The organism is Paenibacillus curdlanolyticus YK9 (assembly GCF_000179615.1).
Lineage (GTDB): Bacteria > Bacillota > Bacilli > Paenibacillales > Paenibacillaceae > Paenibacillus_T > Paenibacillus_T curdlanolyticus.
Map to the genome: position 1 here is coordinate 239,016 of NZ_AEDD01000001.1, position 25,533 is coordinate 264,548.

General features: G+C 52.2%; 22 protein-coding genes and 1 other annotated feature (1 of these 23 cut by a window edge). Of the genes, 20 read left to right on the forward strand and 2 right to left on the reverse strand.

What is annotated here, in order from left to right; all coding sequences use genetic code 11:
• Positions 1-139, forward strand: a binding site (T-box leader) (it extends 72 nt beyond the left edge of the window).
• Positions 140-206: 67 nt separating this feature from the next.
• Positions 207-2,654 carry a leucine--tRNA ligase gene (leuS, locus tag PAECUDRAFT_RS01110; protein WP_006036243.1) on the forward strand — a complete coding sequence of 816 codons (2,448 nt, stop codon included), beginning with the start codon at positions 207-209 and terminating at the stop codon, positions 2,652-2,654.
• A gap of 94 nt (positions 2,655-2,748) precedes the next feature.
• Here leuS and comER read toward each other — a convergent pair whose 3' ends face one another.
• Positions 2,749-3,588: a late competence protein ComER gene (gene comER / locus PAECUDRAFT_RS01115; protein WP_006036244.1), complete on the reverse strand. Its 840-nt coding sequence runs from the start codon at positions 3,586-3,588 to the stop codon at positions 2,749-2,751.
• Between the two features lie 114 nt (positions 3,589-3,702).
• On the opposite strand from comER, the gene PAECUDRAFT_RS24385 reads away from it, so the two are divergent.
• The 6 genes from PAECUDRAFT_RS24385 (at position 3,703) to holA (ending at position 10,797) form a co-directional block, all read left to right on the forward strand.
• The gene (locus PAECUDRAFT_RS24385; RefSeq protein WP_006036245.1) at positions 3,703-4,227 is read left to right on the forward strand and encodes a ComEA family DNA-binding protein; all 525 of its coding nucleotides are present in this window, start codon (positions 3,703-3,705) and stop codon (positions 4,225-4,227) included.
• A gap of 45 nt (positions 4,228-4,272) precedes the next feature.
• Positions 4,273-4,803, forward strand: a complete 531-nt coding sequence (locus PAECUDRAFT_RS01125) for a deoxycytidylate deaminase (RefSeq protein WP_006036246.1) — start codon at positions 4,273-4,275, stop codon at positions 4,801-4,803.
• A 121-nt stretch (positions 4,804-4,924) separates the two neighbouring features.
• Positions 4,925-7,675 carry a ComEC/Rec2 family competence protein gene (locus PAECUDRAFT_RS01130; protein ID WP_233516713.1) on the forward strand — a complete coding sequence of 917 codons (2,751 nt, stop codon included), beginning with the start codon at positions 4,925-4,927 and terminating at the stop codon, positions 7,673-7,675.
• Between the two features lie 209 nt (positions 7,676-7,884).
• Entirely contained in the window at positions 7,885-8,433 is a 549-nt protein-coding gene (locus PAECUDRAFT_RS01135) for an RNA polymerase sigma factor (protein ID WP_040710614.1), read from the forward strand.
• Positions 8,430-9,542: an anti-sigma factor family protein gene (locus tag PAECUDRAFT_RS01140; RefSeq protein WP_006036249.1), complete on the forward strand. Its 1,113-nt coding sequence runs from the start codon at positions 8,430-8,432 to the stop codon at positions 9,540-9,542. The genes PAECUDRAFT_RS01135 and PAECUDRAFT_RS01140 overlap by 4 nt, the downstream gene beginning before the upstream one ends.
• 199 nt (positions 9,543-9,741) lie before the next feature.
• Entirely contained in the window at positions 9,742-10,797 is a 1,056-nt protein-coding gene (gene holA, locus PAECUDRAFT_RS01145) for a DNA polymerase III subunit delta (RefSeq protein WP_006036250.1), read from the forward strand.
• A gap of 137 nt (positions 10,798-10,934) precedes the next feature.
• Here holA and rpsT read toward each other — a convergent pair whose 3' ends face one another.
• Positions 10,935-11,207 (reverse strand): 30S ribosomal protein S20, encoded by a 273-nt coding sequence (rpsT, locus tag PAECUDRAFT_RS01150; protein WP_006036251.1) that lies wholly within the window; start codon positions 11,205-11,207, stop codon positions 10,935-10,937.
• 229 nt (positions 11,208-11,436) lie between these two features.
• Between rpsT and gpr the strand changes: the two genes are divergently transcribed.
• From gpr to PAECUDRAFT_RS01220, 13 genes are all read left to right on the forward strand, one after another.
• Entirely contained in the window at positions 11,437-12,444 is a 1,008-nt protein-coding gene (gene gpr, locus PAECUDRAFT_RS01155) for a GPR endopeptidase (RefSeq protein ID WP_006036252.1), read from the forward strand.
• 171 nt (positions 12,445-12,615) lie between these two features.
• Positions 12,616-13,967, forward strand: a protein-coding gene (locus PAECUDRAFT_RS25130) for an IS1182 family transposase (RefSeq protein WP_085979454.1) whose coding sequence is annotated in 2 segments (ribosomal slippage) — positions 12,616-13,183 and positions 13,183-13,967 — 1,353 coding nt in all. Because the reading frame shifts where the segments join, the coding sequence is not laid out codon by codon here.
• A 209-nt stretch (positions 13,968-14,176) separates the two neighbouring features.
• Entirely contained in the window at positions 14,177-15,475 is a 1,299-nt protein-coding gene (gene spoIIP / locus PAECUDRAFT_RS01170; RefSeq protein ID WP_006036255.1) for a stage II sporulation protein P, read from the forward strand.
• An 83-nt stretch (positions 15,476-15,558) separates the two neighbouring features.
• On the forward strand, positions 15,559-16,017 hold the full coding sequence (locus PAECUDRAFT_RS01175; protein WP_006036256.1) for a hypothetical protein: 459 nt from the start codon (positions 15,559-15,561) through the stop codon (positions 16,015-16,017).
• A 117-nt stretch (positions 16,018-16,134) separates the two neighbouring features.
• Positions 16,135-17,952, forward strand: a complete 1,818-nt coding sequence (gene lepA / locus PAECUDRAFT_RS01180; protein WP_006036257.1) for a translation elongation factor 4 — start codon at positions 16,135-16,137, stop codon at positions 17,950-17,952.
• Between the two features lie 113 nt (positions 17,953-18,065).
• Positions 18,066-19,235: a radical SAM family heme chaperone HemW gene (hemW, locus tag PAECUDRAFT_RS01185; protein ID WP_006036258.1), complete on the forward strand. Its 1,170-nt coding sequence runs from the start codon at positions 18,066-18,068 to the stop codon at positions 19,233-19,235.
• A gap of 195 nt (positions 19,236-19,430) precedes the next feature.
• Complete coding sequence (locus tag PAECUDRAFT_RS01190; protein ID WP_006036259.1) at positions 19,431-19,901, forward strand: N-acetyltransferase; 471 nt, start codon at positions 19,431-19,433, stop codon at positions 19,899-19,901.
• Positions 19,902-20,027: 126 nt separating this feature from the next.
• Positions 20,028-21,059 carry a heat-inducible transcriptional repressor HrcA gene (gene hrcA / locus PAECUDRAFT_RS01195; RefSeq protein WP_006036260.1) on the forward strand — a complete coding sequence of 344 codons (1,032 nt, stop codon included), beginning with the start codon at positions 20,028-20,030 and terminating at the stop codon, positions 21,057-21,059.
• 76 nt (positions 21,060-21,135) lie between these two features.
• A complete protein-coding gene (gene grpE, locus PAECUDRAFT_RS01200; RefSeq protein ID WP_006036261.1) occupies positions 21,136-21,720 on the forward strand; it encodes a nucleotide exchange factor GrpE in 585 nt (194 codons plus the stop codon).
• Between the two features lie 63 nt (positions 21,721-21,783).
• Positions 21,784-23,625 carry a molecular chaperone DnaK gene (gene dnaK / locus PAECUDRAFT_RS01205; RefSeq protein WP_006036262.1) on the forward strand — a complete coding sequence of 614 codons (1,842 nt, stop codon included), beginning with the start codon at positions 21,784-21,786 and terminating at the stop codon, positions 23,623-23,625.
• A gap of 114 nt (positions 23,626-23,739) precedes the next feature.
• A complete protein-coding gene (gene dnaJ / locus PAECUDRAFT_RS01210; protein ID WP_006036263.1) occupies positions 23,740-24,867 on the forward strand; it encodes a molecular chaperone DnaJ in 1,128 nt (375 codons plus the stop codon).
• Between the two features lie 181 nt (positions 24,868-25,048).
• Positions 25,049-25,231 (forward strand): YfhD family protein, encoded by a 183-nt coding sequence (locus tag PAECUDRAFT_RS01215; RefSeq protein ID WP_006036264.1) that lies wholly within the window; start codon positions 25,049-25,051, stop codon positions 25,229-25,231.
• Positions 25,228-25,455: a hypothetical protein gene (locus PAECUDRAFT_RS01220; RefSeq protein WP_006036265.1), complete on the forward strand. Its 228-nt coding sequence runs from the start codon at positions 25,228-25,230 to the stop codon at positions 25,453-25,455. Before PAECUDRAFT_RS01215 ends, PAECUDRAFT_RS01220 begins: the two co-directional genes overlap by 4 nt.
• Positions 25,456-25,533: the final 78 nt, after the last annotated feature.

Sequence of the window (25,533 nt, forward strand, 5' to 3'; positions counted from 1 at the left end):
CGCACGCGTGACGAATCTCGCCTTGGAGCCGCATGATTATGCCGTTTCGCCCGCGTTAAGGGTACAGAGTGAGCGAGGACGAAGAACGTCCGCGCTAACTAGGGTGGTACCACGGGAATAACAACCTCTCGTCCCTAGCGATAATACGCTGGGGCGGGAGGTTTTTTGATTTTTTGCATGGACAGTTATGAGGGGAGCACGTGTACATGAGCCAAGATATTCAAACGAACAACCAACAAGGATATAACCCGCTCGTTATCGAGCCGAAGTGGCAGCGCTATTGGGATGCCAACAAAACGTTTGCTACGACGGAAGAGGCAGGGAAGCCAAAGTTTTATGCGCTGGATATGTTCCCTTATCCGTCTGGAGCGGGGCTGCATGTCGGCCATCCAGAAGGCTATACGGCTACAGATATCGTGTCCCGCTACAAGCGAATGCGCGGCTTTAACGTCCTCCACCCGATGGGCTGGGACGCATTCGGCCTTCCGGCTGAGCAGCATGCGCTCGACACTGGCGAGCATCCTCGCGAGATTACGGTGAAGAACATTAACAACTTCCGCCGTCAAATCAAATCGCTTGGCTTCTCCTATGACTGGGATCGCGAGTTCAGCACGACAGATCCGGATTACTACAAATGGACGCAGTGGATTTTCATCCAGCTGTATAATAAAGGGCTTGCTTATGTTGCAGAAGTGCCAGTTAACTGGTGCGAAGCGCTCGGCACGGTGCTTGCCAATGAAGAAGTGATCGACGGCAAGAGCGAGCGCGGCGGCCATCCGGTCGTTCGCAAGCCGATGCGTCAATGGGTATTGAAAATTACGGAATACGCGGAGCGTTTGCTCGAGGATTTGGAAGAGCTCGATTGGACGGAAAGCATTAAAGAAATGCAGCGCAACTGGATTGGCAAGTCCAAAGGAGCAGAGGTTACATTCGCGATTGATGGACACGAAGAGGAACTCGTCGTGTTCACGACGCGTCCTGACACGCTCTTCGGGGCAACGTACTGCGTGTTGGCGCCTGAGCATGAATTCGTAGCGCGCATTACGACAGCAGAGCAGCAAGACGCGGTCAAAGCTTATCAGGAAGCTGCGGGACGCAAGAGCGATCTGGAGCGTACGGATTTGGCCAAAGAAAAAACGGGCGTATTTACAGGCGCTTACGCAATCAATCCGGTAAGCGGCGCTAAAGTGCCGGTGTGGATCGCTGATTATGTATTGGCGGGTTACGGTACAGGCGCGATTATGGCCGTACCGGGCCATGACAGCCGTGACTGGGAGTTCGCAAAGCAGTTCGAGCTGCCTATCGTGGAAGTTATTACGGGCGGAGACGTGCAAGCGGAAGCTTATACGGGAGACGGCGTTCACGTGAATTCGAGCTTCCTCGATGGATTGACGAATGAGCCCGCTATCGCGGCAATGATTGAGCATTTGGAGTCGAAGGGCAAAGGGAAAGGTAAAACGACTTACCGCCTGCGCGATTGGCTGTTCAGCCGTCAACGTTATTGGGGCGAGCCGATTCCGATTCTTCATCTCGAAGATGGCACGATGAAGCCGGTACCGGAATCCGAGCTGCCGCTGCTGCTGCCTGATGTGGATGCCATTAAGCCATCCGGCACGGGCGAGTCGCCGCTAGCGAATGTTACGGAGTGGGTCAATACAATCGATCCGGAGACAGGCATGAAAGCGCGCCGTGAAACGAACACGATGCCGCAATGGGCAGGCAGCTGCTGGTATTACCTGCGGTTCATCGATCCGCACAACGACCAAGAAATCTGCTCCAAAGAAAAGCAGAAAGAATGGCTGCCGGTTGATCTGTACATCGGTGGTGCGGAGCATGCGGTGCTTCACTTGCTATACGCTCGCTTCTGGCATAAAGTGCTCTACGATATCGGCGTGGTCGATACGAAAGAGCCGTTCCACAAGCTCGTCAACCAAGGCATGATTCTTGGCACGAATAATGAGAAAATGTCCAAATCACGCGGCAATGTTATTAATCCGGACGAGATTGTGAACGAGTTTGGCGGAGACACGCTTCGGATGTACGAAATGTTCATGGGGCCGCTCGAGGCAACGAAGCCTTGGAACGCGAATGGCGTGGAAGGCACCTACCGGTTCTTGAGCCGTGTATGGCGCTTGTTCATCGGAGATGATGGCGCGCTTAATGCGAAGGTGACAGACGGGGATGGCAGCGAAGCATTCAAACGGACGTGGCACCGGACGATTAAGAAAGTAACCGACGATTTCGAAAATCTGCGGTTTAATACGGCAATCAGCCAACTGATGATTTTCGTTAATGACGCTTATAAGGCTGAAGAGCTTCCGCGCAAGGCGATGGAAAACTTCGTACAGATGCTGTCGCCGCTCGCGCCGCATATCGCGGAAGAGCTGTGGGAGAAGCTGGGGCATGACACTTCGGTCACGTACGTGCCATGGCCTGCATTCGACGAAGCGTGGACGGTCGATCAAGAGGTTGAGATCGTCGTACAGGTAAACGGCAAAATCGCGGATCGCGTATCCATTGCTGCTGATATGGAAGTGGCGGAGATGGAAGCACTCGCGAAAGGACTGGAGAAAGTGAAACAAGCGATCGAAGGAAAAACGGTTCGCAAAGTTATCGCTGTCAAAGGCAAACTCGTCAATATCGTTGCGAACTAATCCGACCGCCCGTCGGTTGATTGTTCCAATACCAGTAATAGAATAAGCCCAACTCAGAAGAGGTGAGCGGACAGTCGCGCTAAAGCATAGCGCGTTACTGACCGTTCACCTCTTCGCCGTAAAAAGAGGTTTGAACTTTATCGACATCTTCTCGATATTTCTCATGCGTCGTGCGAATTAAGCGATTGAACATGCCGTCGCAGTCAAGCTCAAGCAATTCGAGTGCACGGGCTGTAATGCCGCCTGGCACCGCTACGCGTGCTTGAATGTGCTCGGGGGTCATGCCGCCTTCTGTAAGCAGCTTGCCGGTGCCGAGGATCATGGCGCTGGCGATGGCAATCGCTTCTGCGCGATTAATGCCGGTTTCCTCGACTGCGGCATCGACGAAGCGTTGAACGAAGAATGCGAAGAAGGCCGGCCCGCAGCTGGAGAGATCAGATACAATGCGCGTATAACGCTCGTCGATCCGAATCGGCTCGCTAATGTGGCGGAGCAGATGCTCCAGCCGCTGGCGGTCAGCGGCAGTTGCGCGATCGCCGTACATGCATAACGCTGCTCCGCCGCCAACATGATTCGTGATGCTTGGAATGACCTTCGCGGCTTTGCAAGGCAGCCAATCTTCCAGCTGGCAGAGCATGACCGGGCTAGTAATCGACACCACAAGCTGTTCGGGACGCAGGCTGCCTCGAATGTCGTCGAGTACGGCGCGGAATTCATGAGGCTTAATGCATAGGAAGACGATGTCCTTCCCTTTGGCCGCATCGGCATTGTTCGTCTCGGCGCGCAGACCCGGGTGCTGTTCCGCCAGGCACTCGACTTTGGCGAAGGTGCGGTTGCTTGCGGCAATCTGAGATGGCTCTAGCGCGCCTGAAGCGATGAATGCGCCGATGAGCAGGCTGCCCATGCTGCCAGTACCGATAAACCCGACATTCATCGGAAACCCTCCCCAATGTAAGATGAGATATGAAGGTAAATCTGATTTGTAATAGCAAGCTATACTCGATCGCGGGAATGCTCTTACTACCGTATGCGTAGGAGCGCGGCCATCATGCACATTATTTTTCATAGGGGGAACGCGATGTTCACGCGAAGGCGAAAACTTCTTGTACTGTTTATTGCAAGCGCTGGTCTTGTGCTTGTCGGACTAGGGCTGTGGAAGATGGATGCCGGACAAGCCAATTCTTTGCTGCCTATTGATGAAGGCTTGTATGCAGCAATTCAAGATGCACAGGAAGGAAAGACAGTCGTGGGCGAACCAAGTTCTCGCCCTCCCTTGGCTGCTGATGCAAATGCAGATGCAAGAAGCCCGAGTGACGAACCGGCGCTAAGCAAAGTTGAAAAACCAATCAAGTCCGAAGTCCCGCCAGCGAACGACGGACGAATCGATATTAACCGAGCGAATGCCGAGGAGTTGGATGCCCTGCCGGGCATTGGGCCTGCCAAAGCGGCAGCTATCGTAGCTGATCGGGAACGCAATGGCGCATTCCGTTCGGTCGAGGAACTGGACCGCGTCAAAGGAATCGGGCTGAAGATGGTTGAGAAGCTGCGCGAGCATGTTGTCGTACTCCCTTAAATATGCGACAATATTCGGTAGTTACAGGGAAAGGGAGAATCGACGATGACGACCGAAACTAACGATGTTTCCCGCAAAGACTGGGACACTTATTTCATGGATATCGCCTATATGGTAGCAACGCGTTCGCGCTGTAATAGAAGACATGTTGGAGCGGTTCTTGTCCAAGGGAAAAAGTTGCTGGGCACAGCCTATAATGGCGCTCCAATGGGCGTAGAGGACTGCCTGGAGGCGGGTTGCATGATCGTAGAAGAATACGAGCTGTCCGCTGTAGAGGGGACGGAGCGGATGATCAAGAAGGAACGGTGCATTCGAACGATCCATGCCGAACAAAACCTGCTGCTGTTCACTGACCGCATTGATCGTGAAGGCTCCACCGTCTATGTGACCGATCAGCCTTGCTGGACATGCGCGAATATGCTCGCGAATAGCGGCGTGAGAGAGATCGTGTTTCATCGCCCGTATCCGAAGGATAGCGACAAGGTAGCTTTGCTCATGCAGCGCAAAGGCATTGTGTTCCGCCGGATCGATCCGTATGAAGCGCCGGCCCAAACGTCGCGCGCTGTCGTTTTGTAACCGAGTTCTTAAGAAATGAAAATGGATGAACGATGAGGAAGAACCTCTTATTCACACGTCAGAGCAGGCGTGTATAAGAGGTTCTTTTTTTGTATGCATAAAGGGGGCTGTATTGTTGCTGATGTTAACGAACAGGCCGATCATATGGATCGCGGTTTGCTGGATCGCAGGAATTGCATGTATCGGCCAGCCTGAAGGATATGCCGCCGTTGGCATTGGGCTAATGTTGCTGTTTGCTGCTGCGCGGTTATCCGAGCGAACGACAACGAAGCTCGTTCTCATCTGTCTTGCAGCTTATTTAATTGGCGGCGCTTGGACGTACGTTACGGAGAGGAGGCACGAGACAGAGCTTCTTGACCTTGCCGCAGCCGCAGATGGGACGTATCCTCCTGTTACATACGAAGTGTTGGCAAGAGGTGTAGTAGCATCACCAGTGGAAATCGATGGGGATAGCGTGCGTTTCCGACTGTTGGCAACCAGCATTGAAGTAACTGGCGAAGCAGCTTCGCGCGAAATCAAGGAGCAGCTGCTCGTTCAGCTGAAGCTTCTGGAGCCGTCGGAGCTTTCTCAGATACAACGATGGCGAAGGGGCGATGATGCTGAGGTGCAAGGTCAATTGGAGCTGCCTGCGGGACCAGCCAATGAAGGTGGTTTTGACTACCGGCGTTATTTGAACGGCATCCATCATATCTCTTGGATGTTACGGACCAAAGGAAGCGAACAAATCGCGGTTGAACCAAGCATGCGAGTGACCGTGCTCTCTCTTCTCGGAAGAATGGATGTGACGCGGGAGTGGTTAGGTGGCTTGATGGATGCGCTGTACGAGAACAAGCAATCGGGGTATATGAAAGGATTAGTGCTTGGCATTAACGATGATTTGGACCCGGACATGTTCAGGCAATACTCGGAGCTGGGCTTGACGCATGTGCTTGCGATTTCGGGTATGCATGTCGCGGTGTTTTTGGCGATCGTCCATGGTTTTTTGCGGTTGCTTCGGCTTACGCGCGAAAGGTCGCTGCTCATTCTAGCGTGGGTAACGCCAATGTACGTACTGCTATCCGGAGCATCGCCCTCGATTGTTCGCGCGGGCATTATGGCTATTATCGGACTTCTGGCTGCGCGAGCCAATCGCCTCAAGGATGGCCTGCACCTGCTGGCAGTCTCTGCGATTATTATGCTTGCTTGGAACCCCGCCTACATAAAGGATATCGGCTTCCAGTTGTCTTTTATTGTGACGGCTGGACTGATCGTCGGCGTTGCGCCAGTTCGAGCATTGATGCCTAAGTGGCGGCGGGGCAAAATGCTGCTAGATGCGATCGCCGTAACGATAGTCGCGCAAATCGTATCGTTTCCTGTGTCGATTTACTACTTTAATCAATGGAATCCGTTGTCGCTGCCTGCTAATTTTGTACTTGTGCCGTTTATCAGCTTCATTGTTATGCCGCTTGGCGCAGCTTCGCTAACAGCGCTATCCATTTGGCCCGTCGCTGGGCATTGGCTAGCGAATGTTGCTGAGGCGTTGAACGCATTGACCTTTTCATTAGTGGAATATACTGCAGCGCAGCGCGAATGGCAGACGATATGGGCGAAGCCGCCGATCTGGTGGGTCGCGTTATGGTACGCAATGTTTGCTATTGGTATAGCAGCGGCGAGAAGCCTATCGATTAGCCGATGGAGAACCGAACCCGAGGAAGCTGGTGATGCATTCGGCGTTGCCTATCAAGCAACTGTACCACTTGCTGCTGGGCTAGATTCCGCAGTGCGAGCGCTGCGAAGGCGGTATAGGCTATTGATTTTGAGCGCATTGATTGGGACCGTGCTGCTGCTATCGTTCGCATGGCTGCCCGATCGGTTTCAACGTATGGCTTCTATAAGCGTGTTGGACGTAGGACAGGGTGACGCAATTCTGATCCGAACGGGCGAAGGGAAGCATATTCTTATCGATGGAGGCGGCACAGTTGATCTGCGCAAACCGGAAGAGCAATGGCGAGCGCGCAATGATCCGTTCGAGGTTGGTCGCAAAATACTTGTGCCGCTGCTTAAGCAGCGCGGCATCGATTCGCTGGATGTGGTCATTATGACGCATTTGGATAAAGATCATATCGGAGGGCTTCAAGCGGTTTTTGATTCGATACCGGTGAAGGCTATCATTTGGAACGGGACATCTAACGCAACGCCGGATGCGAAAAAGCTGCTGCAGACCGCACTAGCGTTGCATATTCCGATGTATCCGGCTAATGCGAACATGAGTTGGAGAATGGAAGAGGGAGCTCGTCTTGACGTATTATGGCCAGAGCCGCCTCTGGTCCTATCCGATGTTGGGAACGCAGCCGCAAAGAGCCTGCAGGCGATGCCCAATCGAATGGTTCCAGTTGAAACGCTAGCCGAGCTCCCGAATGTCGAGGATCAGAATGAACGCAGCGTAACGCTGCTGCTGACCTTATACGGCAGGACGTTTCTATTGCCGGGTGATGCAGGGAGGACATCCGAACTCGCCATGCTGGAGCATCTGCGTACATCCTGCGAATCCATTATTCCTGGTGGTAGTGAGCGTGTATATCCGCCCACAAGTACGACTACGGGCGATGATAGCTTTAACCACTGCATAGATGTATTAAAGGTAGGCCATCATGGGAGCAAGAACTCTTCCGCTTCTGAATGGCTCGCGTATTGGCGTCCGGCGTTCGCTGTTGTATCGGCTGGCAAGGATAATCTGTATGGCCATCCGCATTCGGACACGCTTGCGCGTCTAGCCGTTGCGTCCACGGGCGTGTGGCGAACCGATCGCGATGGCGAGCTTCGATTTGCTGTAACCCCACAAGGAGAGATGTTCGTAAGCTGGAGCCGCAAGAAGTGGAAGAAATACTTGTAAGATGCTGTAAGGGCGCCTATGTACGGCGTCTTTTTTTTCTGCTATCCTATAGGTTGGGTTAGTAGAAGAAGTATGTTTGTTTCGTTCATGCAATAGTTATTAATCGAATGAGAATCGTTGGTATACATTACCGTAAAATAAATCAGAACATCTGCAACCTTTGTACTGGCAAATCCGTCAGAGAGGTTGCATGAGAGGGGGAAACTCCATTGGTGGAGCCTAGTCTCATACGAGCGGCTCAATCGGGCGATCGCGAAGCGCTGATCACGCTGCTGCGCGAGATTGAAACTCATGTGTACCGGACAGCCTATTATATATTGAATAATGAGCAGGATGCGATGGATGCTGCCCAGGAAGCACTCATTCGCATTTATACCAAAATTCAATCCTATGAAGAGAAAGCGCAATTCAAAACGTGGATTCAGCGCATAGTGACCAACATTTGTATAGATAAGTTTCGTCGCAATAAGCCGACGGTTTCCATCGAGGAGCATGATCTCGTGTTCCGAGAGAAGGGCAGCGTAGAGGACGATGTATTGTCCACCTACGTGGCGCAGGATATTCGAGAAGCGATCGAGAAGCTTCCCGAGCATCATCGGGCCGTCGTCGTACTGCGCTACTTGCAAGATTTTTCGTATAACGAAATTGCAGACTCGCTCGATTTGCCGTTGAATACGGTCAAATCTTATCTTTTCCGGGCAAGGCAGCAGCTTCAAACGCTACTTCATGATTATCAGAAAGGAGGTGTCCGAGGATGACTTGTCAAGAGGTGATGGATTTCATGCAGCGGCAGCTAGATGGTGACCTGAATGAAAATGAAGCGGAAATACTCACTGCCCACACACGGCATTGCTCGGATTGCGCCGACATGTTCGATCGTTTGAAGCGGCTGTCTACCGAGCTGGAAAGCTTGCCGAAGGTAGTGCCTGCTTTTAGTATCGTCGATTCGATTATGCCGCAGCTTGATCAGATCGAGATTGCGTCAGCTGAACCTAAGCAGCCAGAAGCAGAAGGCGACACGGAGGTTTCTCAGCCTGCATCCCGAAGAGCGCCTCGCCGTCGCGAGGGCGGCTGGTTTAAACGCGTTTCGTGGCCTGCGGTTAGCGGAGTTGTTGCCGCTGGTATCGTAGCTGGCTTATTCCTTGTTATGTATAATCCGATTCAGCCGAATATGGAGTCGAAGAGCGATACGGCTAGTACGGAATCGACTGCTGCGTCGGATGTAGCCCCTAAGACGGCAGTGGATGAAACCTTGACGATTTCACAAGATGATGTGCAGAAAACAACAAATGATACGGAAGTTCGAACGGAATCTCCAAGCAGCTTCGGAGGCAGCGGCGATGCTACTGGAGATCGTCCTCTCGTCGGAGCGCCTAAAGTTTCCGAATCCGAGCAACGGATAGGAACTGCTGGCACCAGCGGGCAGAACAAGATCGAGAAAGTAACGCCGTATGCGGATGATCCCGCTGATCAGGATGAATATACGCCAAGCTACAAAGAGATTGCACCGCTTGCACCGGCCGATGAAAGCACGAGCGACTCGAAGAGCGTTTCTGCCATTGTCAAAAACCAATACGGTCAGGCGATGAGCATTATGAGCGACGGCGCTGCTTCGACATCAGCTGTGTCCAACGTAACGAATTCGCCAGATGGCTTGTATTCCGCTGCAATTATGGAGGGCGCGATATACATTTATACCATCCAAGAGGGTACGGTCATGTATGAAGGCGTCAAGCACGCAGGTGAAACGAGCAACGTTTCATGGTCCGATGACAGCAAGGTTCTCTTCTTCGAAGTTAAGGATGCAGATGGCCAAACGACGCACTATAAAGTGGATACGGCGACATGGTCGGCATCAAAAGTCTAAACAATCGGCACACATGCTGATGGTCTTGCGTATAGTATATGGAAGGCGTCAGCGACGAGACCTTGACGTCGTATGACCATCTCCGCGGCGGGTACCATGGACCCGCACGGAGGATGTTTATATAGATGTTCAGGGACAGAGGGATGGAGACTCGTACTCCATCCCTTTGTTGATGAACGAATGCAGGGGGAAGCGGCAGATGGAAGCGAAGGAAGCGATTAAGCAAATAAATAGCGGCAGCGTGCGTCCGGTCTACGTTGCTTACGGCAGCGACCGTTATCGAATTGAGCAATTCGCGAATTTGATGGCGGACAAGCTGTTCAAGCCAGATGAGCGAGAGCTGGGAATTGTGAAGTTCGACACGTCGGAAACCGCAATCGAGGAAGCGGCGGCTGAAGCCGAAACGATGCCGTTCTTCGTTGAACGCAAGCTCATCATGATTCGGGATGCTTCGGTGTTGGCGGCAGCAGGGGCGAATGCGAAGGAAGGCAAGATCGAGCATCGCGTCGAACGGATGCTGGAGTATATCGACAGTCCGTCTGATACGACGGTCATCTTGTTTCTTGTGTATGCCGAGAAGCTTGATGAGCGACGGAAGCTGGTGAAGAAGCTCAAGGACCAGAATGCATTGATTGCGTTTAATGAGCTGGATGGGCCCGAACTGCGGCGATGGGTCGTTCGAAGGGCATCGGAGCAGAACCGTGTCATGACGGAGGATGCAGCCGATTTATTAATTGCTCGCACGGGCAATCGCCTGCAACAGCTATCCCAGGAGACGGACAAGCTATGCTTGCATGCAGGGGTGGACGGCACGATTGATACGCAGAGCGTAGAGCTGCTGACCGCCTCGACGGTTGAAGAGGACGTGTTTGCGCTCATCGATGCAATCGCCAGCGTGCAGACGAGCAAGGCGCTCAAGCTGTATCGCGACCTGCTTCAACGCCGGGAGGAGCCGATTAAGATTGCTGCGCTTTTAGCGGTTCAACTAAGGCTTATGCTGCAGGTGAAGGAGTTGTCAGGCCAGCAGTATTCCCCGCAACAGATGGCCTCTCAGCTAGGCGTGCATCCTTTTCGGGTGAAGCTGGCTTCGGAGAAGGCCTCCAAGTTTTCGATCGCGGGGCTGAGCAAGCAGCTAGGAGAGTTGGCAGAGCTGGATTATCGGATGAAGACGGGTCAAATTGATAAAACGCTCGGGGTAGAGCTTTTCTTACTTTCGTTCGGCAACGTTCAGCAGCTGCAGCAGCCCAGCCGATAAGGGTTAAACTCTCCTATTCGTACAACGTACAAAAGCCATCGATTTATGCCCTTGTAAGAAGGTGTAATCGATGGCTTTTTTAGATTGCGCCATGAAAAAACGGCTCCCTGTTCCGAAGAACAGTGAGCCGTCATTCATTAAGCTTGTGCCGAAAGGGCATTCAGCTTTTTAGCGAGACGGGATTTTTTGCGGGCAGCCGCATTTTTATGGATCAGGCCTTTCGTAGCCGCTTTGTCAAGCTTCTTCGAAGCAGCGACGAGAGCTACTTTAGCAACTTCTACGTCCGTGCCGGCGATCGCTTGATCTGCGGATTTAACGGCCGTGCGAAGAGCGGATTTTTGCGAAGCGTTTAAAGCGCGACGTTTCTCGCTTGTTTTCACGCGTTTAATAGCAGATTTAATGTTTGGCATCACATTCACCTCCTGTAAAAAGGGAAAAAACCCAATACTGCAACACAACTTAAAATATCTTACCACGGGCAGGTCCAAAAAGCAATAGTTCAAGGATCTGTTATCCTGATAACATCTAATGAATTGTATCACAAGTCGTAACTGTAATCGAGTGAAATTAGTAATTTCGCATAGAAAACACCTGCACTTCGCACACTATAGTCAAATAAGGAAGGGGCAGGTACGACATATGGATCATCTCGATTTGCGGCAATATGCCGTTCACACCGATCTGGCGTTGGAGGCAAAGGAGCTTGCCGAGACTGCGAATGGCGGGCCGATACCCGGCGTATTGTCTGAGTTGTTGGATGAGGATGGCATTAAGGTGTCTCGTGTTCATGTCCAGACGGAACAAGGCTCGCGAGCGATTGGCAAAATGCCAGGGCGGTACGTGACGCTTGAGATACCCGGTCTTCGCAATCAAGATACGGGACTGCAGGATAAGGTGGCAACGCGGTTTGCGCAGGAATTTGAGTCGTTCCTGGAACGCGCGGGTGTCGGCAAATCGGCTCGCATCTTGATCGCAGGATTGGGCAACTGGAACGTAACGCCCGATGCGCTTGGCCCGCTAGTCGTTGAGAACGTGATGGTTACCCGCCACTTTTTTGAGCTGATGCCTGATCAAGTGGCGCCCGGCTATCGCGCAGTCAGCGCAGTAGCGCCCGGCGTGCTGGGCATTACGGGTATCGAATCGAGTGAAATTATACAGGGCATTGTAGAGAAAACGCGTCCGGATGCAGTCATCGCGATTGATGCATTGGCCTCGAAAGCGCTGGAGCGGGTCAATACGACGATCCAGATCGCGGACACCGGCATTCATCCGGGTTCAGGCATTGGGAATAAGCGCAAGGGGCTGACCAAAGAGATTCTAGGCGTTCCCGTTATCGCAATCGGCGTACCGACGGTCGTGTTTGCTTCTAATATCGTGAATGATTGTATGCGATTGCTAGAGGATCATCTCGCTGCTCACGCGGCGAACAGCGGAACGCAGATTATGGGCCTGATGCATAAAATGGATGAGAACGAGCGTCTCCAGCTGGTTCGCGAGGTGCTGCAGCCGCTTGGCCACGATCTCATCGTGACGCCGAAGGAGATCGATCAGTTTATTGAAGACATCGCAAACATCATTGCCAGCGGGCTGAATGCTTCGCTGCATGATGCGGTGGATACGTCGAACGTAGCGGCGTATACGCACTAAAGTTGATAAATTTGTACGAATGAATTCGTTGTGAAGAAGAGGCGCGACTCGGTCGCGTCTCTTCAGGCTGTCGAGAAAGTCTCGGCAGCCTTTCTTATGTGCATGTAATTTAACACGACACCGCGTTAATATAGTATAATAGTGGTAATAACTATGAACGGATGGTGTCGCATGCTGCGTTCTAATCGAGATAAACAACAAAACTATGAGTTAGTCTCCATTGAAGATTTAGTTCCCGCTGATCATATGCTCCGCAAGATCGATAAGTATATCGACTTTTCTTTCATCGATGAGAAAGTACGCCACCTTTACTGCCAAGATAACGGGCGTCCAGCCATCGACCCCCTCGTGCTGTTCAAGATGATTTTTCTGGGTTACTTCTATGGCATTCGTTCGGAACGTCAATTGGAACGCGAAGTTCAAACCAACCTCGCCTACCGTTGGTTTCTTGGGCTTGGACTAACTGATCGAGTCCCTGATCACACGACGATTAGCTGGAACCGGCGAACCCGGTTCAAAGATACGTCTGTGTTCCAAGATATTTTTGATGAGATTGTACTTCAGGCTGTGTCACATCGAATGATTGGCGGACGTGTCCTGATCTCCGATTCAACTCATGTAAAGGCTAATGCGAATAAACATAAATACACGAAAGAGCAAGTGCAACAGAACACGCGGGATTACGTGGATGAACTGAATGCGGCGGTAGAAGCAGACCGTAAATCGCAAGGAAAAAAGCACTAAAACCACGGGAGGAGGTGACGGAAGACAAGGAAGTGAAGGTTAGCACGACTGATCCGGACAGCGGATATATGTACCGAGAAGGTAAGCCGGAAGGCTTCTTCTACTTGGATCATCGCACAGTTGATGTGAAGTACAACCTAGTTACCGATGTTTTCGTCACCGCCGGCAATGTCCATGATTCCGTACCGTATCTTTCTCGTTTAGACCGTCAACGTCAGCGTTTTGGGTTTACAGTAGAGGCAGTTGCATTGGATTCCGGCTATTTGACGACTCCGATTTGCAAAGGATTAGAGAAACGTAAAATCTTTGGTGTCATTGCACATCGACGATTCCATCCCACACAAGGCTTACATCCAAAATGGAAGTTTATCTATGATGCAGAACGTAATTTGTATGTTTGTCCGCAGCAGCAAGAACTGTCATACCGAACAACCGATCGACATGGCTACCGGCATTATGCGTCGGATCCAAAACAATGTGAAACATGTCCGATGCTGGAGCAGTGTACACGTTCCGCTACCAAACGCAAAGTGATCACCAGACATATTTGGGAAGACAGTAAAGAACAAGTGCGATTAAACCGCCTCAGTAAGTCGGGCAAAAGGCTCTACAAAAAGAGAAAAGAAACGATTGAGCGAAGCTTCGCGGATGCTAAACAGCTCCACGGGTTTCGCTATTGCCGTTTGCGGGGGTTAAAAAACGTGATGGAACAAGCGTTGATGACCGCTGCGGTGCAGAACATGAAAAAGATTGCCCTCCACCTCGAAAGGAGGGCGTAAGGCGTTAAACCACCCTTTTTGCCTTTAAATACAGCCTCGATAAAACAAAGAGAAACCCAGCGTTTTGAAAAAACGTGGGTTTCTCTACAATCTGAAGAGGCGCGACTCGGTCGCGTCTCTTCTTTTTGCTTACTCCTAGTTCTAGCATGTCTCTTATTCTCATAAGTTAGTAACAGACTAAGAGCGGTTGATAGGGAGGATGGGCAACGATGAAACGAATGATCGTAACGTTCAATTGGAGTAGGGGAAGCCGGAAATGGAGGCAACTGCTCGTGACGGGCCGCACATTCGCGCTGCTGTCGATCAGTTCAATGGCGTTTTTTTTGGCTATCGGGATTGGCGACATGCTGCATCAACGGACGGCTGCGTCGCCTGTGTCGACGATGAAAGGGTTCGCTGCGAATGTTTCCGGAACGTTTTTCTCGGACATGCTAGAGATGGAAGTGCCTGCTTACTCGTCGGATCGCCAAGGAGATCGGGCATTGTCAGGAAAGCAGGTTAGCGCGTTTTTGATGAGACTGGTAACGGACGTCAATCCGAATGATCCGAAAAGCTTGCTGGCTCGCGAATTTCCGGGCATGGCGACGGACGAGCCTTATTTGATACGAGGGTCGGGCGATGCCGCGGCCGTTCAGCCTGATGATCAGGCTCCGATTGTTGGCGACCCTGATGCGAATGCTTCGCAGGGCAGCGGACATGCTGGTGAAGGGGATAACGTCAATGGCGGCTCTGGTGTTGGCAGCGGAGAGCTGGGGACGCCGCCAGAACATGGTTCTGGAGCGGGAGCTGGCGCTGGCGGAGATACGGGAACAGGCAATGGAGGAACGAAGGAAGAGCCAGCGAAACCAACGGCAACAGGTGATCCGCTTGTGTTCATTTATCATTCACATAGCCGGGAGTCATGGTTCCCAGTCGTAGGCGGCGGAGGCAATGATCCGACCTCAACGAAGCAGAATGTTTCTTTGCTGGGCAAGCGATTAGCGGAGAAGCTGGAGGGGCTCGGCATTGGCGCGGAAACCTCGAAGGTCGATTACCCGACAGCCATCAAAAATTATAAATGGGTGCTCTCCTACAAATATTCGCGTAAAACGGTGCAGGATGCGCTGGCATCCAATGACCATTTGAAATTTATATTCGATATTCATCGCGACTCGCAAAAACGGAAGTATACGACGACTACGATAAACGGAAAAGACTACGCTCAAGTGTTCTTCATCATTGGTCAGGAAAATCCAAATTGGCGCAAAAATGAAAAGCTGGCATCTGAAATCCATGAAGCGCTGGATGCGCAATATCCGGGCATTTCGCGTGGCGTGTGGGGCAAGACGTCCAAGGATGGCAACGGGGAATACAATCAATCGTTATCGCCGGGCAGCGTGCTGATTGAAATTGGCGGCGTTGACAACACGCTGGAGGAGTCATACCGAACGGCGGATGCGCTGGCCAAGGTAATTGCGCAAATCTATTGGGGCGATGCGAAGAAAGCGAGCGCGCCTAAGGAAAGCTAATTTAAAAGCGAATGAGGCGCGTCGCCGCTCACAGGAAGAGCGCGGCAGCGGCGGCGGATACGATAGAGAGGCAGGGAACGAGCATGAAACGGGATGGCTGGAAATGGGCGTTGGTAGGCGGAGCAATCGCATTGTTAATCGTGTATGGGCTCGATTCGGCGGACCGCGGCATCACTAACGTTTACGGACCGGTGGGCGATAAGGCGGAGCCGCCTGCCGTGAACGGAACGACGCAGTCGTTTTCACCGGTGAACACTAGCGAGAGCAACACGTCCACTAACGTCGTTGAGGCCAATCCGAATCATCAGCTCGATGGCGGACAGCGTCAACCGGATCAGCAGCAGCAACAGCAAGCTGGTACTGGACGAAATGACGCGGTTGATCGGCAATCCGGCTCATCAGAGCGCCTGCCGGGCGTGACCTACGATTCAGATGAACCGGCCGTAAACAAGCTGGCTGACGGGGCAGCGGGCGTGCTGCAGTCGGTTTCAAGCGGCGGGATACGGTTGTTCGTCTCGGTTTTCGACGGCATTATTGATTAGAAGAAAATAGGAGAAGCGGATTGATGAAGCGGCTGCGGAGCACATCCGTTGCCGCTTCGTCCCATTACTGCTATAATTGAAAGGATAGTTAGCACTTAGACAGTGTGGGGGTTACGCATGGCGGACGTTCGCGAAAGACAGAAGAAAATTAGGAATTTTTCCATTATCGCACATATCGACCACGGGAAATCGACGTTGGCGGACCGTATATTGGAATTTACGGGAGCGCTCTCCTCGCGTGAAATGCAGGAGCAGGTGCTCGACCAGATGGATTTGGAAAGAGAGCGCGGCATTACAATAAAGCTGCAGGCTGTTCGTTTGGGCTACAAGGCCGATGATGGCGAAGAGTACATTTTGAACCTGATCGATACGCCAGGGCATGTCGACTTCACGTATGAGGTATCGCGAAGCATGGCAGCCTGCGAGGGCGCGCTGCTTGTCGTCGATGCCGCACAGGGCATTGAAGCGCAGACGCTTGCCAACGTTTATTTGGCGCTTGACAGCAATTTGGAAATATTGCCGGTCATCAATAAGATCGACTTGCCGAGCGCGGAGCCTGAGCGGGTGAAGCAAGAAATCGAGGATGTTATCGGCCTCGACGCCAGCGATGCGGTTTTGGCTTCAGCCAAGGCGGGCATCGGCATCAAGGAGATTTTGGAGCAAGTGGTGCAGAAGGTGCCGGCGCCTACTGGCAATCCAGATGATCCGCTGAAGGCGCTGATCTTCGATTCCCATTATGACCCATACAAGGGCGTAATCGTTTACGTTCGCGTCATTGACGGCAGCATCAAGGCGGGCAAGAAAATTCGCTTCATGGCGACCGGTGCCGAATTCGAAGTTATCGAGGTTGGCGCGTTCAAGCCGCGCATGTCCATCGTGGACGAGCTGGCTGTTGGAGACGTAGGCTTCGTCGTAGCGGGCATCAAGAACGTGAAGGATACGCGTGTCGGCGATACAGTCACGGAAGCGAAGCGTCCAGCACCAGAGGCGTTGCCGGGTTACCGGAAGATTAACCCGATGGTATTCTGCGGCTTGTATCCGATCGAGACGCAGGATTACAACGATCTGCGCGAAGCGCTAGAGAAGCTGGAGCTTAACGATGCTTCCTTGCGTTACGAGCCAGAGACATCAACAGCGCTTGGCTTTGGCTTCCGCTGCGGCTTCCTCGGACTGCTGCATATGGAGATCATTCAAGAACGCATTGAGCGCGAATTCAATATTCCGCTCATTACGACAGCGCCAAGCGTAGTTTATCATGTCACGCAAACGAACGGAGAAGTGCTCCAAATCGACAACCCATCGAACTACCCGGAAGTCGGGAAGATCGATTTTGTTGAGGAGCCGTATGTAAAGGCATCCGTCATCGTGCCTAACGATTATGTTGGCGCTATTATGGAGCTTTGCCAGGGCAAGCGCGGCGAGTATGTGAACATGGAATACTTGGACACGAACCGCGTAACGCTGACGTACGAAATTCCGCTTTCAGAGATTGTCTACGACTTCTTTGACCAGTTGAAATCGCGTACGAAAGGCTACGCTTCGTTCGATTACGAGCTGGCAGGCTATCGCCAGTCAAACCTCGTGAAGATGGATATTATGCTGAACAACGAGCAAGTTGACGCATTGTCCATCATCGTTCACCGCGATCGTGCTTACCACCGCGGCCGGGCGATTTGCGAGAAGATGAAAGAGCTGATCCCTCGCCAAATGTTCGAGGTACCGATCCAGGCGTCGATCGGAACGAAGGTCATTGCACGTGAAACGGTAAAAGCGATGCGCAAGAACGTATTGGCAAAATGCTACGGCGGCGACATCAGCCGGAAACGGAAGCTGCTGGAGAAGCAAAAAGAAGGCAAAAAGCGGATGAAGCAGGTCGGCAGCGTCGAGGTGCCGCAGGAAGCATTCATGGCGGTCCTGAAAATCGACGAGGGTTGATCCGCCGTCATTCGAGCTGACAGGGAGAGCGTAGCTCTTCCTGTTTTTCATATCTTATCGACTGAATCGGCTGCGCGCAGTCGGTGCAGTCAAGCAAGGAGGGCGTACTGCCCATGCTTACACACGCGCCAAGAGCGCTTTACATTCATATCCCGTTTTGTACAAATAAGTGCCACTACTGCGACTTCAATTCCTTCGTCCTCAAAGGGCAGCCGGTAGACGCTTATCTAGACGCGCTTGAGCATGAAATGCGTCTAACGGTAGAGGCGATGCCTCCTGTAGTGATTGACACCGTATTCGTCGGCGGCGGTACGCCGACCGTGCTGACGCCTCCTCAGATGGAGCGGTTTCTTGCGTCGGTTCGCCGCCATTTTCCGCTTGCTGCTGATGTGGAATTTACGATGGAAGCCAATCCTGGCACGACGGATTCGGACAAGCTTGCTGCGATGTACGCTGGCGGCGTTAACCGCATCAGCTTTGGCGTGCAATCGTTCAATAACGATTTGCTGGCCGGCATCGGCCGCATTCATAATATCGACGACGTCTATCGGAGCATCGATAATGCGAAGAAGGCTGGATTCACGAACCTGTCGATCGACCTCATGTTCGGATTGCCGAAGCAGACGGTTGAGCTGCTGACAGATAGCGTGGACAAGGCATTGCAGCTGGGCTTGACCCACTACTCGCTCTATAGCTTGAAGGTAGAAGAGAATACGCTGTTCCATAAGCTGTATGAGCGAAACGAGCTGCCGCTTCCAACCGAGGAAGAGGAACTCGCAATGTTCATGGTCGTCATGAATAAGCTGAAGGAAGCGGGCTACCGGCACTACGAGATCAGCAATTTTGCGATTCCAGGCCTGGAGAGCCGCCACAACTCGACGTATTGGCGCAATGAGCCTTACTACGGTTTAGGCGCAGGTGCGCATGGCTATGCGCGAGGCGAGCGGCATCTGAACATAAAAGGCGTTCAGCCTTTCATTGATGCAGCGCTTGCTCGATTGCCGCGTCTGGAGACGACTCCGATCTCTGAAGCGGAAGCGATGGAAGACTTCATGATGGTTGGCTTGCGTCTGCTTGAAGGCGTACGCGGAGCAGCGTTCGAAGCCCAATTCCCTTCGCATACGATGGAAGGCGTGTTCGGCGGCATTCTTGAGCGGCTTGTTCGGGAAGGCTTGCTGGAAACGACGCCGGAACGAGGGTATCGTCTGACCGAGCGAGGCATTCCGCTTGGCAACGAGGTGTTCGGCGCGTTCGTTGGCGTACTTCCGGCGACTGCGGAATAGCGATTTATGATCTTGAAAACACCCGTTTCGCATATTGCGACGCGGGTGTTTTGCTTATTGAATTGTTCGATTGGCGTATATAAAATTGGCTATTGAGCAATCATTCGTTTTGATGTATATTTATACATATTCTTTTAAAATCGGCGTTTTGCTTAAGGACGGCAGCCTTGGCGACGAGTGGAGGGGACGAGCGTAATGATGCAAGCAATATGTACCTGCAGACCAGCAACGGAAGACGATGTCGAGGTTTTGTTTCATTTAATAAGCGGTTACGCAGAGAAAGGAATTATGCTCCCTCGAAGCAGAGAAGCGCTCAAGCGGCTGATCGGAACTTTCGTTGTAGCAGAGGTGGAAGGCGTCATTGTTGGCTGCGGCTCTTTGTGCCAGTTAGGCAAGGATCTCGTTGAAATTCGTTCCTTGGGCATCACGGATGGCTACAAGGGATTCGGTATAGGAAGCAAGCTTGTAGATAAGCTGATCGAGCAAGCGCGGGAGCAGAACCTGACGAAGGTCATGGCGCTAACCTACGAGGATCGTTTTTTTGTGAAGAACGGATTTAATGTGGTCGACAAAGAGATTTTCCCGGAAAAAGTATGGACCGACTGCGTAAATTGCCCGAAGCAAAAAAATTGCGATGAAATAGCTGTGCTTAAAGTACTGAACTGACTTGACAATCGTCAAGTTGGTTTGGTATTTTTGTATTGACGATTAGCACTCAACGACAATGAGTGCTAACGGTCGAAGGGACAGCCGATATGCAGCATGAGCAGGAGATCAAGAGGAGGGGTTCGGATGTTAACGGATCGACAACGTATGATATTAAACGCCATTGTAGACGATTATATTCGTTCGGCCGAGCCCGTCGGTTCTCGCAGCATTTCGAAGCGGGGAGACGTCGGCTTCAGCCCGGCAACGATTCGTAATGAGATGTCTGACCTTGAGGAACTTGGTTTTCTAGAGCAGCCGCACACGTCGGCGGGGCGTATCCCTTCGATCAAAGGGTACAGATATTATGTGGATCACCTCGTTAGGCTAGGCGAGTCGAACGTGAAGGAAATTACGAATTTCCGTTCGTTTTTCGCTGAGCGCATGACGGAGATAGAGCAGGTCACGCAGCAAGCGGCGAACATTCTTGCGAATATGACGAATTACACGTCGATCGCGCTTGGGCCTGAGTCCCTTAATCATTCATTAAAGCATTTTCAACTCGTTCCACTGAACGCCGATACAGCCGTCGCGATTGTCGTGACGAATACGGGCCATGTAGAGAACAAGATGGTATCTCTGCCGGAAGGCATCAGCATGTCGGATCTCGAGAAGACGGTCCATATCTTGAACGCGAAGCTGGCAGGCGTGCCAATGGTGCGACTGACCTCCAAGCTGTATACCGAGGTAGGGCAAGAGCTGAGCCGTTACGTTGACCATTACGAGAGCGTGCTGAATATGCTGGAGCGGGCGTTGCCTGCTGGCGAAGAAGCAGAACAGCGCGTGTATTTGGGCGGAACGACGAATATGCTGACACAGCCGGAATTCAAGGACGTCGATAAAGTAAAGACGCTGCTTGACCTGCTGGATGAGACGCCGACGCTGTCGCGCATGCTGTCCTCCGCGCCTTCAGGCATACAAGTGCGGATTGGTACGGAGAACGAGCACGAGGCGATTAACGATTGCAGCGTTATAACGGCAACCTATGCGATTGACGGACAATCGCTTGGCACGATTGGCATTCTTGGTCCAACAAGGATGGATTATGCCAAAGTGATCGGTCTGCTCGATATTGTTTCCAAAGACATGGCGATGCTGCTGTCTCGTTGGTACCGTTGACGAAACAGCTCCCGAGCGCGCCGTGATCGTGCATATCGCCTTGCTTTTAGCGGGCACGTTAAGGAGGTGAGCAAAGATGAGTGCGAAAGATCATATAACGGAGGATCAACCAACCGTGACGAATGTAGAAGAACAAGAGCAGCAAGCACATAACGAAGAGCAGAATGCTGCGGATCAGCCGCAAGAGGAAACGACGCCGCAATCCGCAAGCGAAGCGCGCATCGCCGAGCTCGAGCAGCAGATTGAGGAACAACAACAGCGATACTTACGTGCACAGGCGGATTTCGACAACTTCCGCCGCCGTACTATAAAGGAAAGAGAAGAGCTCGCACAATATGCGACGTCGAAGCTGCTGACGGAACTGCTTCCGGTCGTAGACAATTTTGACCGAGCTATTAACGCCGCGAAGCAAAACAACGATTTTGATGCGTTGTCCAAAGGCGTTGATATGATTTCCAGACAGTTCAATCAGGTGCTTGAACAGGAAGGGTTGCAGCCGATGAACGTCATTGGCGAGCCATTCAATCCGGAGTTCCACCAGGCTGTTATGCAAGAATCTTCGGCCGAGCATGAGGAAGGCACGATTTTGGAAGAACTGCAAAAAGGCTACATGCTGAAAGAAAAAGTGCTGCGTCCAGCAATGGTGAAAGTAAGCAGCTAATTCGTCAAGCTTATACAGAATGACCAAATAAATTAGTTTGTATCTATAGAGGAGGCTATTACGATGAGTAAAGTAATCGGTATTGACCTTGGAACAACAAACTCTTGCGTAGCAGTAATGGAGGGTGGCGAAGCTGTCGTTATCCCTAACCCGGAAGGCAACCGCACAACCCCTTCGGTTGTAGGCTTCAAGAAAGACGGCGAGCGTATCGTCGGCGAAACGGCTAAACGCCAAGCGATCACGAACCCTGATCGTACGATCATGTCGATCAAACGCCACATGGGCACAAACCACAAAGAAGTAATCGAAGGCAAAGAATATACGGCACAAGAAATTTCGGCGATCATCCTGCAGAAGCTGAAATCCGATGCGGAAGCATACCTGGGCCAATCCGTTACACAAGCGGTCATTACGGTTCCAGCTTACTTCAATGACAGCCAGCGTCAAGCAACGAAGGATGCGGGCAAAATCGCAGGTCTCGAAGTACTGCGTATCGTCAACGAACCAACGGCTGCAGCGCTTGCTTACGGTTTGGAGAAGAAAGAAGATCAAACAATCCTCGTCTATGACCTTGGCGGCGGTACGTTCGACGTATCGATCCTTGAGCTCGGCGACGGCTTCTTCGAAGTAAAAGCAACGAGCGGCGACAACCGTCTCGGCGGCGATGACTTCGACCAAGTGATTATCGATTACCTCGTGAGCGAGTTCCGCAAAGAACACGGCACGGATCTGTCGAAAGACAAAGCAGCTATCCAACGTCTGAAAGATGCTGCTGAAAAAGCGAAAAAAGAGCTGTCGGGCGTTCTGACGTCCACGATTTCCCTGCCGTTCATCACGATGGTAGACGGCGTTCCTCAGCACTTGGAGCTCAGCCTGACGCGCGCGAAGTTCGAAGAACTCGCTGCACAGCTGGTTGAGCGTACGTTGGCTCCTACGCGCCAAGCGCTTAGCGATTCCGGTCTGTCCGCTTCGGATATCGATAAAGTTGTACTCGTGGGCGGTTCCACGCGTATTCCAGCTGTACAAGAAGCGGTTAAGAAGCTGATCGGCAAAGAGCCTCACAAAGGCGTTAACCCGGATGAGGTTGTTGCACTTGGTGCAGCGGTTCAAGCGGGCGTCTTGACGGGCGATGTAACAGACGTTGTCCTGCTCGACGTAACGCCATTGTCGCTCGGTATCGAGACAGCAGGCGGCGTATTCACGAAAATGATCGATCGCAATACGACGATTCCTACGAGCAAATCGCAAGTATACTCGACATATGCAGACAATCAGCCTAGCGTTGAGATTCACGTACTGCAAGGTGAGCGTCAAATGGCTGCTGGCAACAAAACGCTCGGCCGCTTCAACCTGAACGATATCCCGCTTGCGCCGCGCGGCGTGCCGCAAATCGAAGTTACGTTCGACATCGATGCCAACGGTATCGTAAACGTGTCGGCTCTGGATAAAGGTACAGGCAAAAGCCAAAAAATTACGATCACTTCGTCGAGCGGTTTGAGCGATGAAGAAGTTGAACGCATGATGAAAGATGCTGAGCTTCATGCGGAGGAAGACCAAAAACGCCGCGATCTCGTCGAAGCGAAAAACAACGCTGACCAGCTCGTGTACCAAGTTGACAAGACGCTGAAAGAGCTTGGCGACAAAGTCGACGCTGGCGAAATCGCAAAAGCGGAAGAAGCAAAAGAAAAAGTGAAAGCAGCGCTTGAAGGCGAAAACCTCGAAGAAATTACGGCTGCTACAGAAGCGTTGACGGAAATCGTTCAACAGCTGTCGGTTAAGCTGTATGAGCAAGCTGCACAAGAAGGCCAAGGCGGCGCGCCGCAGGAAGAGGCGGGCGACGCAGGCTCGGCTAGAAAAGATAACGTCGTTGATGCGGACTATGAAGTCGTAGACGACAAAAAATAAGCTTCGACCAGCGATACCGGTGATAGGTCAAAGTCAGGCATGACCTGGCTTTGGCCTATCCTTATGTTCATGCGCGCATGACGCGTGCGGGGCACAACATGGGGGTGAGAGAAATTGGCTGAAAAACGCGATTATTATGAGGTGCTGGGCGTAGACAAAGGCGCCTCCGGCGAAGATATTAAGAAGGCGTACCGCAAGATGGCTCGCCAATACCATCCGGACGTCAATAAGGCGGCTGATGCCGAAACGAAGTTTAAAGAAGTAAAAGAAGCGTATGACGTTCTCAGCGATGACGGCAAACGTGATACGTACGACCGTCACGGACACGTTGACCCGAACCAGTTTGGCGGTATGGGCGGCGGTGATTTCGGCGGCGGCTTCGGCGATATTTTCGACATGTTCTTCGGCGGTGGCGGCGGCAGACGCGATCCGAACGCTCCGCAGCGCGGGAACGATTTGCAATATTCGATGACCATCGAGTTCAAGGAAGCGGTATTCGGCAAAGAAACCGAAATTACGATTCCTCGCACGGAATCTTGCGATACATGCCATGGTTCGGGAGCCAAAGCCGGCACGAAGCCGGAAAGCTGTTCCGTATGCCGCGGCACCGGTCAACAAGAGGTTGTGCAGAACACGCCGTTTGGTCGTATGGTCAATCGCCGTGCGTGCTCCAACTGCAGCGGCTCGGGCAAAGTGATCAAAGAAAAATGCACCACCTGCCATGGCGCAGGAAAAGTGAAAAAACAGCGTCGGATCAACGTTCGCATTCCAGCTGGCGTAGACGACGGCGCTCAAATCAGGCTGACGGGCGAAGGCGAAGGCGGATTGCGCGGCGGCCCATCGGGCGATCTATACATTGTCATTCGCGTGAAGCGCCATGAGTTCTTCGATCGTGAGAACGATGATATTTATTGCGAGGTGCCGTTGTCGTTCGCGCAAGCAGCGCTTGGCGACGAGATCGAAGTGCCGACCTTGTCGGAGAAGGTGAAGCTTAAAATTCCGGCAGGCACGCAGACAGGCACATATTTCCGATTGAAGGGCAAAGGGGTGCCTAAGCTTCGCGGACACGGCACAGGCGACCAGCATGTTAAGGTGACGGTTGTTACACCGACCAAGCTTAGCGACGAGCAGAAGGAATTGCTGCGTCAGTTGGGCGGCTTGGCTGGCGGCGCTGCTGTGCAAGAGCAGGAGCATCACGAGTCGATTTTTGAGCGGATGAAAAAGGCGTTCCGAGGCGAGTAGCCTCAGCTTTGCTTATAAAGACGCTTCACAGGCTAATTAGCTTGCTGAAGCGTCTTTTTTGTTGCACATCATGTAGAAGATTGTCAATGGTTGGTTATTAACCTGTGTATAGTTCATATGCTGGTAGCTTATCCTATTAGCGTTCGCAACGAACCGAACCAACCAATAGGAGGCAATAACAATGGCTAACACGAACAAGAATCAGCAGCTGAACGAACAAAACGAGTTTGAAAAAGTAAACTTCGGCAACCTGCCGATCGCAGAGAATGAAGATGTCGAGTTTTCCGAGGAATTCGCCGACGAGGCCGATCATGTTGCACAGCAGCGTGCAGCAGCGGCGGACAAGAGAGCCAAACAGCAGTGATCAAGGAACCATGCGGTGACGCAGCAGGCGTTCGCATTCGCGCTGCATACGCGAAGGAAGCGGGCGCAAGGGAAGCAGCGATGAAGCTGCACTTATTGCGCGCACAGGAAATTAGCGAGGATCACAACGGCAGGCTGTCAGCTACGGTCAACGCCGATGTTGTGGAGCGTGCGTTCTATCTCATCCAGCAGACAGGCGGCGTACTGGAGCCTGACACGGTGTAGTAGTTCTCGCCTAACGTTTAGGCCTGAATGTGCCATCAGTCAAATAGCTTTGCATCCAAAGGCGGTACCCATTCGAGT